7 protein-coding genes and 1 pseudogene are annotated in these 14,849 nt (G+C 46.7%); 6 read left to right on the forward strand and 2 right to left on the reverse strand.

What is annotated here, in order from left to right:
• Positions 1-920 precede the first annotated feature (920 nt).
• Positions 921-2,384, forward strand: coding sequence for a hypothetical protein (locus tag AAW31_RS21290; protein ID WP_046849978.1), 1,464 nt, complete (start codon positions 921-923; stop codon positions 2,382-2,384).
• Positions 2,385-2,657: 273 nt separating this feature from the next.
• Here the strand turns inward: AAW31_RS21290 and AAW31_RS08905 are convergent.
• Positions 2,658-4,213: pseudogene (locus AAW31_RS08905) on the reverse strand (IS3 family transposase).
• Between the two features lie 454 nt (positions 4,214-4,667).
• On the opposite strand from AAW31_RS08905, the gene AAW31_RS22725 reads away from it, so the two are divergent.
• The 3 genes from AAW31_RS22725 (at position 4,668) to AAW31_RS08920 (ending at position 7,582) form a co-directional block, all read left to right on the forward strand.
• A complete protein-coding gene (locus AAW31_RS22725; RefSeq protein ID WP_235264541.1) occupies positions 4,668-5,069 on the forward strand; it encodes an alcohol dehydrogenase catalytic domain-containing protein in 402 nt (133 codons plus the stop codon).
• Between the two features lie 78 nt (positions 5,070-5,147).
• Positions 5,148-5,690 carry a zinc-binding dehydrogenase gene (locus tag AAW31_RS22730; protein ID WP_235264542.1) on the forward strand — a complete coding sequence of 181 codons (543 nt, stop codon included), beginning with the start codon at positions 5,148-5,150 and terminating at the stop codon, positions 5,688-5,690.
• A 242-nt stretch (positions 5,691-5,932) separates the two neighbouring features.
• A complete protein-coding gene (locus tag AAW31_RS08920) occupies positions 5,933-7,582 on the forward strand; it encodes an alpha-keto acid decarboxylase family protein (RefSeq protein ID WP_082110390.1) in 1,650 nt (549 codons plus the stop codon).
• Between the two features lie 267 nt (positions 7,583-7,849).
• Here the strand turns inward: AAW31_RS08920 and AAW31_RS08925 are convergent, their stop codons facing one another.
• The gene (locus tag AAW31_RS08925; RefSeq protein ID WP_144412898.1) at positions 7,850-9,640 is read right to left on the reverse strand and encodes a hypothetical protein; all 1,791 of its coding nucleotides are present in this window, start codon (positions 9,638-9,640) and stop codon (positions 7,850-7,852) included.
• Positions 9,641-10,303: 663 nt separating this feature from the next.
• Between AAW31_RS08925 and treS the strand changes: the two genes are divergently transcribed.
• The gene (gene treS, locus AAW31_RS08930) at positions 10,304-13,597 is read left to right on the forward strand and encodes a maltose alpha-D-glucosyltransferase (protein WP_144412899.1); all 3,294 of its coding nucleotides are present in this window, start codon (positions 10,304-10,306) and stop codon (positions 13,595-13,597) included.
• 16 nt (positions 13,598-13,613) lie between these two features.
• Positions 13,614-14,843, forward strand: a complete 1,230-nt coding sequence (gene glgC / locus AAW31_RS08935; RefSeq protein WP_046849980.1) for a glucose-1-phosphate adenylyltransferase — start codon at positions 13,614-13,616, stop codon at positions 14,841-14,843.
• Positions 14,844-14,849 lie beyond the last annotated feature (6 nt).

The following is a 14,849-nucleotide window of genomic DNA, read 5'->3' on the forward strand; positions in this document are numbered from 1 at the left end:
GATTAATTACTGTCGTAATTGAAGCGATCAATTAATGATCAAGCTTTTAGGCTTAATAGTCTTATTGCCGATGGATAACTATCCTTCCTGTTCATGAGCTAAATACTTTTATCTGGCAGGCTTTTAGCGTTATTTCCTTATTATTTCAAATGCATATCAATGATAATTGTATGCATTTGCATTATTGCCAGCCTCTCTGTTATTCCCTAGCATGATTACCTAAATAAGTTGAAGTAGCTTAATTGATGGCTGCTTGGCATTAAAAATCAAATTGTTCTATTAGACAGTATTGATAGACCTAAGTATTAACAGGTTGTAATGCAACAAATTTATTTATTTTTGGTGTTCACGTTGCTAAGCGATTTACTACGTTTGCGCAATTGCTTGAAATGAACTTATTGCCAAGGATGGGTTTCATTTTAGCGGTACAGCAAAGGCTAGTCAGCGGTTGGGGGTAGCATTTTGTGAGTAACCAAAGGATCAAAGAAAGGCAGAATGTTTGTTAGTTCTAACTGGCGTTATCAGTAGACGAATGGATGAAATTGAGGAGTATGAAATGACGATATTAAATCTGAAGTTGAAGTTTGAAATACATAACAAGACAACTGCTTGCATATCATAAAAATAGTCAAGATGAATATTATTCAATCTTGGGAATCCTTCGAAATTTAAAAATCAAAGTGACTGAATTACTTCTGCATTACGAGGGGTAATTTAAATTGATTCATGAGGTAATTTCTTTCAAACAATAGGGCTGTGATGTTACTTCATGAGTTCTTTGATCGTAGCAACCGCTGCTAGTAGCAACCTCTATTGACATATATTAAAGGAAGAGTGAGATGAGCTTAAAAAATAGCTTTTCCTAACATGGTGCAAAAGGTTGTTCAACTAGTATTTATTTAAAATAAAAGGAGAAGACAATGGGTACAACAACTGGAAATGATGCTCGTTCAACTTGGTTTGCGCAGCAACAAGCTGCTGGTACACAAGCTGCTGGTACTGAAGCAGGGGCTGCAGCTGCTGCAGCTCATGGTGGTGGTAAAGGAGCCGCTGCAGCTAATGCTAATGGAAACAATGCCGAAGCTAATGCTAATGGAACCAATGGAAACAATGGAACCAATGCCGAAGCTAATGCTAATGGAAACAATGCCGAAGCTAATGCTAATGGAAACAATGCCAAAGCTAATGCTAATGGAAACGATGGAAACAATGCCGAAGCTAATGCTAATGGGACCAATGGAACCAATGGAACCAATGGAACCAATGGAACCAATGGAAACAATGGAACCAATGCCGAAGCTAATGCTAATGGAACCAATGGAAACAATGGAACTAATGCCGAAGCTAATGCTAATGGAAACAATGGAACTAATGCCGAAGCTAATGCTAATGGAACCAATGGAACCAATGGAACCAATGGAAACAATGGAACCAATGCCGAAGCTAATGCTGAAGGAAACACCAACGCAGCTAATGGTAATGGACCAAACATTTTAGACTTGCTCGGTATGAGCCAAGGTGGTCATGGCCGTCGTCATGATGGTAAAGACCAAGATGGTAAAGACCAAGATGGTGAAGGCCAAGGTAACCAGGGCGATATGAGCCAAGGTGGTGATCGTGATCATCATGGTGCTAATGGAAACGATAGAGGCATGAGACCTGATGGTGGTGAAGGCCAAGATGGTCATCATCATGGCGGAAAAGGCCAAGGTGGTGAAGGCCAAGAAGGTGGTCAGGGCGGCGGTATGGGCCAGGATTGTGAAGGCCAAGGCGATCATCACCATGGCGGAAAAGGCCAAGGTGGAAATGACCAAGGTGGTAGAGACCGGGATGGTAAAGGCCAGGACGGAAATGACCAAGGTGGTAGAGACCGGGATGGTGCAGGCCGGGACGGAAATGACCAAGGTGGTAGAGACCGCGATGGTAAAGGTCAGGACGGAAATGACCAAGGTGGTAGAGACCGGGATGGTAAAGGCCAGGACGGAAATGACCAGGGTGGTAGAGACCGGGATGGTAAAGGCCGGGACGGAAATGACCAAGGTGGTAGAGACCGCGATGGTAAAGACCACGGTAGCAATGACCATGGTGGTAAACATAAAAATGTTGACGCACGTCCAGATCACCCTTGCCAAGGTGAAGAGGGAGCAGATAATTTTGTTTTCCATGATCTGGGGAACTGGACAATTGAAAACTTTAATGGAGAGGAAGGTGATACGCTGGACCTCAGTGGATTTGGTTTAACTCGTGATGAGGTAGCTGGTCATATCACAAATATCAAAATTGAGGCTGATACCATAATCGTTAACTTTGGCGACGATGTATCGATTAAACTGGTAGGCCAAGCGCCCACCTGGGATAACGTAATTACCGCTGAGCCAGCTTGATAGCGTATCAGTAGAAGGGGAAGCCTGACTTCCTCTTCACTTGTTAGTGCTGTAAAATTTGGGGCTTAAGTAACTATACCTTAGTTACTTAAGCCCCAAATCTTATCTATCTCTATATATCCATTCTTTATAACAAGAAAGTCAGACCAGCTGATTATTTTCTCCGCATATTTTAATTCGTGGTGTCGATAGCTGAAATTGTATGCAATCGCATTATTGCTAGCTTATTTGCTATCGGTAGGTGTCAACATACTTTTCGCCTGAATACATTATTTAAGCAACCTTTTCCATCGTGGTTTTTGGTTGCGTATTACCGGGATTAAGCCTGACTGTTGATTCGTGTGACCAGTTTCGGGTTTCGCCTGACCAACGTTCCGGATGCTTCTTTTTCGCTTCCTCATAGAGACGTTTTCACTGTTCAAGAAGAGTCACATCATCACCATGATGGCGCTGTGTTGGTGTCACATATTTTATGCCGCCATGGCGATGACAGTGGTTATACCAGTCAACAAAATGCAGCACCCATTGGCGTGCCTCGTCAAGACTTTCAAAAGGTTTGGATGGATAAGCAGGTGTATATTTCAAAGTTTTGAATAATGCCTCTGAATACGGATTATCGTTACTCACCGAAGGGCGGCTGAATGATGGAACAACACCCAGCTTCTGCATTGTTACCAGCATGGTGGCCCCTTTCATCGGGCTGCCATTATCTGAATGTAATACCACCTTCTGGTGGATGGGTAATACTTCAGTCAACCGGGTTTTTCGCAAAACATCAGCAGCTCGTTCCGATGATTCATTCTCATAGACTTCCCAGCCTACAATTTTACGACTATAGATATCCATGAACAGATACAGGTAAAAGAATACGCCTTTGAGCGTACTGGCCAGATAGGTAATGTCCCATGACCACACCTGATTGGGTCCATCTGCCATATAGGTTGTCGGTTTCTTTGTCGTGCCTGGATTGGCCGTACGGCCTCGGCGATGCAATTGGCCAGCATTACGTAAAATGCGGTAGAAACTGCTTTCTGACGCCAGATAAATAGCTTTGTCTGCTAGGGCAGGGACAATCTGTTTAGGTGTCTGGCTGCAGAATTCTTTACTGTTACAAACGTCGAGGATATGCTTTCTTTCCTGCTCACTGAGTTTATTGGCAGGCGTTTTCTCGACTATCTGCCGACGATCTTCCAGGCCAATGTGATGCCAGTATTGCAGCGTGCGGCTGCTGATGCCGATCACCTCACAGGCCAATCGTTGCCGTACACCTTGATTCACTGCTTCTGTTATTAATTGTATGGCCATCTGACGATCCTGCGCGCAGATCAATCTTCCTCGCTCACCCCCCAGATGGCTTCGCACTTTTTTGACAGCACCAGCAGCGCGGCTGTTTCTGCCAGTGCTTTTTCTTTGCGTCTGAGTTCAGCTTCCAGACGCTTTATCTGCTTCCGCTCTTCCTGACGATAGCGATTCTTTTCTTTCTCAGCCTGGGCATGGCGTTGATACCCTGACAGTGCTGCCGTTTTCCATTGATCAATCTGTTCTGAGTACAAGCCTTTACTGCGGCAATATTCACTCAGTTGTGCGCTATTCAAACCAGCTGTTTCTATTACAACCGCCAGCTTATCTTCTGCTGTCCAGTCATCTGCTTTACTGTTATCTCCCGGCACTGCGATCCCCCTATTCCTGTATTCTTTTCTCCATTTATACAGCGTAACATCAGATACGCCTGTTTCTTTACACAATTGGGGAACAGATACCGCATTGGGTGGCATCATCTTCTTGATGACTGATTCCTTAAATTCTTTTGAATAACTCTTTTGCTTCATGTCCTCTCACTTCGCCCTTCAAGTTTTTAGGTTTCAACTGCGGTGAAAGGTATCCTGACACATAGGGCTATGCCATACCTTAATCATGTAATCAGGCTCGCATGAATCAACTTATTGCTTTTGCATGGTCTTAGGGATTAAGCAGAATTTAATTCAAATATTAAATTATGTTGACCCAAAAATTTAGAGAGGCAAGCGAATGCGCTCAGAAGTCAATCATCTTTTTTGAAGATACGTTGATGAGTTTTCATGTATGAGTACAAACTCTTGTATAACTGAATAAATAAAATTGAGTGGATCGTTTCAATCAATTCTTTACCATTGGCGGAGTTTGTAAAACTGCCAAGAAGCAACCTCGATCTTCGACCAGCTTAACCTAAATAGCGCTTTTGTAAACATGATGCTGGGAAACCTCTTTGGTTGAATATTCATCAATAGTTCGGAGGAAAGCCTTGTGACTAAAATTCATGGCTGGGCCACACACGGTCCCAAGCAGAAACTTAAGCAGTTTACTTATGATGCAGGGCCCCTCGGATCGGAAGAGGTGGAAGTTGCCGTCGAATATTGTGGTATTTGCTATTCCGATGTTGCGATGATCAATGATGAGTGGGGTTGGTCGCATTATCCGTTTATTCCAGGGCATGAGGTAGTTGGACGAATCGTAGCTTTGGGCGATTACAGTAAGGGCAAGGGCTTGCGAACCGATCAACGCGTCGGCGTTGGCTGGAACGCCGGCAGTTGCATGCATTGTCACGAATGCATGACTGGTAACAATAACCTCTGTCCCAAAGTCGAGCCCACAATAGTCGGACGCCACGGTGGATTCGCGGACCGTGTTCGTGCGCATTGGGCCTAGACTGTTCCGCTGCCAGATAGACTCGACATATCGTCTGCAGGGCCGCTGTTATGCGGCGGTGTCACCGTATTTTCGCCATTGGTAACCTGTGGCATCAAATCAACTGACCACGTCGGTGTACTCGGTGTCGGCGGTCTGGGTCATATGGCCCTCAAATTTGCCAGAGCTTGGGGCTGCGAAGTGACGGCATTTACTACTCATCAATCCAAAGCTGATGAGGCGCGAGGTTTCGGCGCTCACCATGTGGTGCTGAGCCACGATAGAGAAGCTTTGGAGAAAATCTCCAGCTCGCTTGATTTGCTGATTATGACCGCTAACGCGCCACAGGATTGGCAAGCGCTGTTAAAAACATTGAAACCCAGAGGTCGCTTGCATATCCTGGGCGTGGTGACTGAGCCGATACCGATTATAGCCATCGATCTGATTTTAGGGCATAAGTGTATTTCAGGATCACCGGTAGGCAGTCCCACCATGATCGCTACGATGATGGAATTTGCCGCACGAACCGGTATTGCACCGCAAGTGGAGCATTTTCCGATGAGTCAGGTCAACCAAGCACTGGAATATCTCCGCTCAGGCAAAGCGCGTTACCGTGTCGTGCTGGATGCGGATTTTGCCTGAGTAAAGGAATAATTTGGAATAATTCCATTTTCCAATCAAACATGACGCGAAGGCGAGCTGCAGACAGCATCCATCATACGGCAAAGTGAAGCTGACAAAGTCCGTTTTGATTTAGCAATGAAATAAGGAGTTGAGTATTTCGCCTCTGCAACGAAGGTATGTGGTTTGGATAGGGGATTATCCTTCAAGCAGGATATGAAGCATAACGGTTACCAATCGTAAAAAAAATAGGAGAAGACGGGATGGCAATAACAGTTATTGAATATGTGCTTGGGCGTCTTCAAGATCTTGGGATAACGGATATTTTCGGGATACCCGGTGATTTTTCTTTCCCTATTAACGACGCGATCTGCAACGATCAAAATATGCGTTGGATTGGTTGCTGCAACGAACTGAATGCGGCTTATGCTGCGGATGGCTACGCACGCATCAGGGGATTCGGAGCTCTTTGCACAACCTATGGTGTAGGCGAGCTGAGCGCTCTCTGCGGCATCGCCGGTTCCTACGCCGAGAACTTGCCGGTGTTTCACCTGGTCGGTATTCCGGGACAGGCAATGATGGAGTCGAGAGGAAAAGTGCACCACACTCTGGGTAATGGGGAATTCGATTTATTCTACAAGATGTCAGAGCCCGTCGCCTGTGCCCGTGCCATCATGACGCCGGAAAACTGCGCAAGCGAGACTGAGCGACTGATTGCCGCTGCTTGTTATAATCGTCAGCCAGTATACATGGCATTTCCACTTGACTATGCGACCATGCAAGTATTAGGCAGGGCTGAACCTATTCCAGCCCCTCTGAGCGATCCTACATCATTATCAGCTGCGGTCGACGCAATGCTCGCCATGTTATCCAGAGCTCATACCGCTGTCATTATGCCCGGAAATATCACTTCACGCCTTGGGCTAAAGGACCAAGTCATGGCGCTTATCAATTCGTCAGGGTTGCCTTGTGCCACCATCGCCTCGGATAAGACCGATGTCGACGAAACACATCCGAATTTTATCGGCATATGGTCCGGTCGAATGGGCATTCCCGATGCGGCGCAAACCTTTGTCGAAGGTGCGGACTGTGTATTAGGTCTCGGCGCTTATATGACTGATTTCTTCTTTGGAAAAATTGACCGCGCTAAAACCATCAACATTGAGCTGCATGCAGTCAGGGTGGGTCAGGCCGTTTTTCGTAATATTCAGCTCGCTGACGCCCTCGCAGAACTGACCCGGCGTCTACCCAAACGCACAGATGTCAAAGGACCCAAGCCTGTAGGCCTGGGTGAGCCGGAAGGTAAAGGTAATGACCCGATAACAGCTCATGCGTTATATCCACGCTGGGAGAGATTCCTGAAACCAAGTGATATCCTGATTCAGGAAACAGGCTCCAGCGCTTTTCCGATGTTTTGCGCCCGCATGCCCAAGGGTTCTGTGTTTCATAACCAATTACTATGGGCTGCGATTGGCTGGGCAACGCCTGCTGCCTTTGGTGCGGCAATCGCCGACCCAAAACGGCGGCTGGTGCTTATCACTGGTGAGGGTGCCCATCAAATGACTGTCCAGGAAATCGGCCAGTTTGGACGGTACGGACTGAAACCGATCATCTTTGTGTTGAATAACAACGGCTATCTTATTGAGCGAGTGCTCTGCAAGCATCCCGATATGGAATACAATGACATTACCCAATGGAATTACCACCAGCTTCCGGCCGCTCTGGGTTGCAGCGACTGGTTCACGACGCGGGTGACGACCTGCGGTGAGCTCGATGCAGCTCTCGCACGAGCTGAAAGTTCGGGAACAGGTGTTTATATTGAAATCGTCACTAAGAAGTACGATACTCATCCAACGATGAAGCATATTCATGAGGTTGTCGCAGGTAACGTACGGATCAATTGGGATAGATAAAATTTAATGATTTGCGGCGTATAACAGATACCTGGTTAATCCAGTTCTGCCTGTCTTAATTCCCGTTTGAAGATGTTCCCTATTTACTCATAAGAACTGATTTCAATCAGGTAACAATGTCGTTGCATGAGGTGATTTTTTCTTGCTTAGAATACCTTTATTTCTAAACCAAGCCTGATGTTATCCGCTTTTCCTGACCGTATGATTGCTACTGTCTGCGGCTCGCCTTCGCGTCATGTTTGCTTGAGAAATGGAATACGAGGGTTTTCATGGTGCCGGCCTGCGGGCTTCGCGGAACCAGCTGCGATATTGCTCCATTTTTGCGCGCTGTGCCGCGGGTGCCTGGCGGCGACAGGTGGAATACTCTTCTGTTCCTGGCTGTGCGCCCCAACGTATTTCAGGGCAATCGTTGGGGTTATAAGCCATTTCATAGGCTGACTTCCGTGCTAGCACCTCAGCTATGGAAAGCTCCCATGGGCTACCGTCAGTGCGTGTATAGCGTATGCTGTGTTCATGGATGCGCCTTACGTGGTATTGCTCGATTCCGGCCTTGGCTTCTTCGGGACTCTGGTTTTTCAGTACGAACAATTCTGGGTAGCGTACGATCTTCTCAGGTAGGCCGTTTAACACATTGATGGCAATGATCAGGCGCATATCGCGGGACGGGGTGGAGTAATCTTCCCACGGGCCGATGGTCTGGAAGATTGCCGTGCCACTAGGCATGAGAATGGTGCTGCCGGAGTATTTGCGAAAATAGGCTTCACCATTGTCTACCGAAGTCACGCGCGTTTCGATTTGTTCTATCAACGCATCCAGTGTGGCTTCGTAAATTTGCTTGGGTTCAAGGCCTGCAGGGCTGATGAGCTTGGTTACCTTGGCATAGAAATTGTCTGCAGAGAGTTGATCTTGCTCCAAGGAGAAAGGGGCAAAATCAGGGTTCTCGATCAATTCGTCATTCGAGAGTAGCCGTAACCCGCCTGAGGATGTTGGCAGCAAAGGACGAAAAGCTTTAAAGCCTGGTCCGGCGCTTTCATTATTTGTGAACAGCATCGTACCCTCCCAGACCCGTTTGCGCGCAACCGAGTTATCTGGTTGAGCATCGACGGCTAGTAAAAGGCCGGGGCGTCCTTCTATTTGCGGAACCCATTCAACCAGCACCAGCACATGACCGTAGGGATCAGCATAGACTGTGCCCGGCCAGAGTCTCTCCCGGCTGAGAGTGATGGGATACAGATCCGTCGACTCGCTCTCTAATCCTGTCCGTAATGAACCTGAATGAACGGTATTGACTAACTGCCTGCTGATTTTTATGAAACCGGTCTGTGAGCTGATGCCGTGGGTAAATTCGGTGATGACGGTAGCTGTACCACATTGAGGTGGCGCCTTGGCTGAGCCACGCCCGCAAGCGCGGAAAGAGATGGGCAAACCAACCTTCCAGGCAAAATAAGCCCGCAAGGTATAGGGGAGATCGGCACAATCGGGGGTAAGTGGCAAGTGATGATCCTCATTGAGGCCAAGATAATTGTGCAGGAAGTTGCGCTCATTGTTGCGCAGCACAGGTTCCAAAGAACGGAAATGAAGGTTTTCCTCAGGTGGCGCGCTAAACAATGCTTCGATCCAGGCAGAATAAAAAGCTTCCGTGGCAAGGTTCCATGTTTTAGCTCTCCGCTCTTTTTTCTGAGCTCCTGATTCGCCAATGATGAGTGCATGACAAGCGATTAGTTTTCCATTCCGGCTCGCCTCTACTCGATAATGGCCTTCGTTGACACCTGCCAATTCAGCCACAAGGCTCCAAGGTGGGCCCCCTCGACGGTGTGAACGTAACGGCATGCGCTGATCTTGATGGTCGATCAGCGTGAGTTCCGACACGAGCCCATCCGTGGACACAGCCATGAGCTTGATCTGCTCATCGACTTTAGGATTGAGAGGAGAGATCCAGATATGCGTCTCGCCAGTTTGTTGGCATGAATTATCCCCAGCTTGCACCACAGAAATGCCGCAGAATGCGAGTGAGCACACGCAGAAAAAGTGAGCAAGCTTGATGGAAAATTCCAACACATAGCCTTGATGACATTTTACCGCACAGCGCCGATTAACTGATCGGTATAAACAAATACTGCTTAACTTCAGAGTGATGAAAAGGAAGTCTGGTCGTTCTCCCAAAATTGATCTAAAAAGGCTTAATATATTCACGCATCTACTCCGAGGTTGATCAGGTCCGTAAATAAATTGAATTGCTGGTGTTTTTCTTTTTTATCATTTTTAAATCAAAACTAACTTTGTCGGCTTCACTTTGCCGTATTATTGATACTGTCGGCGCTCACCTCTGCGTCATGTTTGATTTGGAAATGAAATTACGTAGTGTAATGAAAGTATAAGCTCTCATTAACCATTATTTCCGGGATTTTATTTCCTTCACCTTTGTCTGATTTTTTATTGGGCTATTAGCTGCTTTGATACTCAAAGCAGCAACTTCTCTGGATAATACGCAATTATGGGTCTCAGCGCCTGATGTAGGCAAAATTTAATAAAAAGGCTCTAAATAAAAACACGCAGTATGCGTGTACAAAAAAATTTCAATAAGCGCCCAAGCTAATGGGCTCATGGCTGGCGGTAATAAATTGAGCAAAAGCTAGCTATTTTAGCCAGTTGCCTGCAAAAATAATCGCTAGCAGGAGACTGCGGGCCTTATACGCCAATTAACTGATAATAGGAAGGATTATGCCTGGCGAAGAGGATGCTTTTTGGTACAAAGATGCCATTATTTATCAATTACACGTGCGTGCTTTTAGTGATAGTAATGGCGATGGCATTGGTGATTTCGCCGGATTGACTTCCAGGTTGGATTACTTGAAGGAACTGGGGGTCAATACACTGTGGTTGCTGCCATTTTATCCTTCTCCTCTGCGCGATGATGGTTATGATATTTCGGACTATCGTGGTATTCATTCCAATTACGGTACATTGGCTGACTTTCGAACCTTTCTGCAAGAAGCGCATAAACGCGATCTCAGAGTCATTATCGAATTGGTTATCAATCATACTTCCGATCAGCATCCCTGGTTCCAGGCGGCGCGTGTAGCCCAGCCCGGTTCTGCCAAGCGTAATTATTATGTGTGGAGCGATACCGTCAAAAAATACGAAGGAACGCGCATCATTTTTACCGATACAGAAAAATCAAATTGGGCATGGGATGAAGTGGCACAAGCTTATTATTGGCATCGCTTCTTTTCACACCAACCGGATCTCAATTTTGATAATCCGCGGGTAGCTAAGGCAGTACTGCGTGCTATGCGCTTTTGGTTTGATTTGGGAGTGGATGGTATGCGACTGGATGCCATACCCTATCTGTGCGAGCGCGATGGCACCAATAATGAAAATCTTCCTGAAACTCATGCCATCATCAAATATTTACGTGCTGAGCTGGATCAGCATTATGCTAATCGCATTTTTCTTGCCGAGGCTAATCAATGGCCGGAAGATGTGCGTGAATATTTTGGCGATGGGGATGAATGTCACATGGCTTTTCATTTTCCCTTGATGCCACGTATTTTTATGGCAGTAGCCCAGGAAGATCGCCATCCCATCATCGAAATACTGGGACAAACACCCGAAATTCCAGAGAATTGCCAATGGGCGGTATTTCTGCGTAATCACGATGAATTGACCTTGGAAATGGTCACCGACCGTGAACGTGATTATATGTATCTCACTTATGCTTCCGATCCGCTCGCGCGGCTTAATTTAGGTATCCGGCGACGCTTGGCGCCGCTGATGGAAGGTAGCCGCCACAAGATCGAGCTGTTATACAGCCTGCTCATGTCCCTGCCAGGCTCCCCTATTATTTATTACGGTGATGAAATTGGCATGGGCGATAATATTTATCTGGGCGATCGTAATGGTGTACGCACTCCGATGCAATGGAGTCCCGACCGCAATGCAGGATTTTCGCGCGCCGATCCGCAGCGGCTTTATCTACCGCCCATCATGGATCCGATTTATGGTTATGAAACCATCAACGTGGAAGCGCAAAGCCGCAATACCTATTCGTTACTCAACTGGATGAGACATTTAATTGCCACGCGTAAATCAATCAAATCCTTTGGCCGTGGCAGTATTAAATTTTTACATCCGGGTAATCGCAAGATACTTGCCTATCTGCGCGAATATCAAGACGAAAGTATTTTATGTGTGGCTAATCTTGCCAATAGCGCTCAGCCGGTAGAGCTGAATCTCGCAGCATACAAAGGCCGTGTACCAGTGGAGCTAATGGGGCGTACTGCTTTTCCTGCCATTGGTGAACTGCCTTATTTATTGAGCTTACCCAGTTACAGTTTTTACTGGTTCCGTTTGTCCGTGGATGTGGATGCGCCTGTCTGGCACGTGGACAAGTTGCCGCGTGAATTGTTGCCTGTACTGGTTTTGCCTGAAGGTTTGTTGAGTGCATTGATGCTGAAGTCTGAAGGAAAAGTAAGTGATGTGCTTGCCCGCAAAACGCGCACTCAATTGGAAACACAAGTGTTACCACAGTTCCTCATTGCTCAGCGCTGGTTTAACGGACTAGGTCAACCCATTACTCAACTGGAATTAAACTTGAATCAAGTCTGGAAGATCAATGATGGTAAAGAATGGCTACCACTTTTAATCAAGCTGCAATTCGATGAAGGGATAGCACAAACTTATTTTCTTCCGCTGGGTCTACTGCTCGGAAAAGCTGCGGATCAGCAATACCACGACTTGTCACCTTGGATGCTCGCCAAGGCCAGGCAGCACGCGCGAGAAGGTATGCTCTATGACGCGCTAGGTGAAGATGTTTTTTGCCATTTCCTGCTGAATGCTATCGTAACAGAGATGCGTCTGCCTTTTGCCTCGGGTGAGATGGTGTGTTCCAGGGCATCCGCTTTTCCGGAATTGCCAGAAACTATTGATGTGATTCATCTGGCAGAAGAGCAGAGTAATACTTCCATTATTTATGGCGACCAAGCTATACTCAAGGTTTATCGGCGTGTACAAGAAGGTATCAACCCAGAGCTGGAAATGGGGCAATTTCTGACCGAAATTTCGCCATGCGCGAGCGTAGCACCGTTGGCAGGCAGTCTAACCTATCAAAGTGGAGATTCTGTTACTGCTATTGCAGTATTGCACCGCTATGTAGCAAATCGGGGTACTTTTGGCCACTACACGCAAGACTATTTAGGCCGCTACTTCAAATTATGTGTAGATGAACCTGATCGCGCTCAAGAACCTGATGTGCATGCAGTCCATATGGTACAAATGAACATCATAGGTCAGCGTACAGCTGAATTACATCAGGCATTGGCGAACACTACCGGCAATGCTGCCTTCGATCCAGAGCGCCAGACTGCCAGTGAAATGTCGGCACTGATAGCCCAGTTAGAGAAGAATTTTATCTCCGTTTTCAATAAACTGGAACAAGTATTAATGCAGCTACCTGAGCAGTCATACCGGATTTGTGAACGCTTGCTCAGCTTGCGCTCGAAAATGCTTAATCGTATTATAAATTCACTGTCTGATGAATTTGCTTGGCACAAAATCCGCATACATGGGAATTACCACCTTGATCAGGTTTTAATCAGCCATAATGATTTTGTGATTATCGATTTCGAAGGTGATCCTAACCAGCCTTTAGAAATACGACGCACCAAACAATCACCTCTCAAGGATGTTGCTGGCATATTCTGTTCTATTAGGGCTACGGCACGCCTGGCGTTGAATCGGCATTTTGTGGAACGTGCGGATCATCGGGACTTGTTGGAGAGTTATGCACGTCAGTGGGAACATCTTGCCATTGATGCTTTTATGTCTGGGTACCAGCCATCCATTGCCGGCTGCTGTGCTTACCCGACCGATCCGATTCAAGCACAAAAACTGCTCGAATTGTTCCTGCTGGAAAAAATTTTGGATGAACTGAGTCTGGCTCTAGATGAATGGTCCAGCGGGTTGGAATCCGTGATGTTGCTTTTGCTCGACTTAATTGAACAAACCGCACTATGACCTGGGGAGAATAAGCATGCCTAATCGGAGAATACTTGCGATGGTGATGGCTGGTGGTGAAGGTAAACGCCTTTATCCACTTACTTGCGAACGTTCCAAACCTTCGGTTCCCTTTGGAGGACGCTACCGTATTGTTGATTTTGTTTTGTCTAACTTTGTGAATTCCCACATTTTTGCGATCTATTTGCTCGTGCAGTACAAATCGCAGTCGCTAATTGAGCACATTCGCCGGTCTTGGGGATTAGCACCTATTTTTCCGGAACAGTTCGTGACTGTGGTGCCGCCACAAATGCGCGAAGGACCAGAGTGGTTTCAGGGAACAGCTGATGCGGTGTATCAGAACCTTAATCTGATTCGACAGCATGCGCCGGATCTCGTGGCAGTATTTGGAGCTGATCACATTTATCGCATGGATGTGCAGCAGATGGTAAAGTTTCACCTGGAAAATAATGCCGATGTCACCGTAGCCGCATTGCCAGTGCATATCACGCAAGCCAGTTCTTTTGGTGTGATTGAGTGTTGTGAGGATGGGCGTATTCATCAGTTCCATGAAAAACCAAAACATCCCCCGACCATGCCGAGAAACCCTGCCCGCGCTTATGCTTCTATGGGTAATTATCTGTTCAGTACCGAGGTATTGTACGCCGCGTTGGAGGAAGGAAAACGTCGTGGCGAGAAAGATTTCGGTAAACACCTGTTGCCGCGCTTGTGCCAGAGTCATCGTGTATTTGCCTATAATTTCGCCGACAATCGCATACCGGGTGTGCGCGATTACGAGGAGGAGTCCTATTGGAGAGATGTTGGTACAATTGATGCCTATTTTCTGGCCCATCAGGATTTGCTGGGGCTTGAGCCAAAATTCAATCTGTTTAATCCGCACTGGCGGGTTGCTTCCAGTGAATATCAAGGGCCTTCAGCCAAGTTCATGCGTGCCGAAATCGAGAACAGCATCATCGATGATGGCAGCTTCATAAAGGGCGCGAAAGTTCGCAACTCGATCATACGCCGCGAGGTATTAATAGAAGAAGGAGTTGAGATCGATGAGTGCATTATCATGGATTATGCCATTATACGTCGAGGAGCACGCCTTAAACGTGCCATTATAGATCGTTATAATCTGATTGGAGCGGATAGTCGAATCGGCTATGACCGACAAGAAGATGCGAAGTATTTCACCGTTACTGACTCAGGAATTGTGATCGTACCGAAAGGAAAATACGACCACTCTATCGGTCGTTACCTGTAGGGAGCA

Source organism: Nitrosomonas communis, from assembly GCF_001007935.1.
Classification (GTDB): domain Bacteria; phylum Pseudomonadota; class Gammaproteobacteria; order Burkholderiales; family Nitrosomonadaceae; genus Nitrosomonas; species Nitrosomonas communis.

Bases quoted from the DNA above. Each gene is read 5' to 3' on its own strand.
- AAW31_RS21290 (WP_046849978.1), top strand. From the start codon at position 921: ATGGGTACAACAACTGGAAATGATGCTCGTTCAACTTGGTTTGCGCAG.
- AAW31_RS08920 (WP_082110390.1), top strand. From the start codon at position 5,933: ATGGCAATAACAGTTATTGAATATGTGCTTGGGCGTCTTCAAGATCTT.
- treS (WP_144412899.1), top strand. From the start codon at position 10,304: ATGCCTGGCGAAGAGGATGCTTTTTGGTACAAAGATGCCATTATTTAT.
- glgC (WP_046849980.1), top strand. From the start codon at position 13,614: ATGCCTAATCGGAGAATACTTGCGATGGTGATGGCTGGTGGTGAAGGT.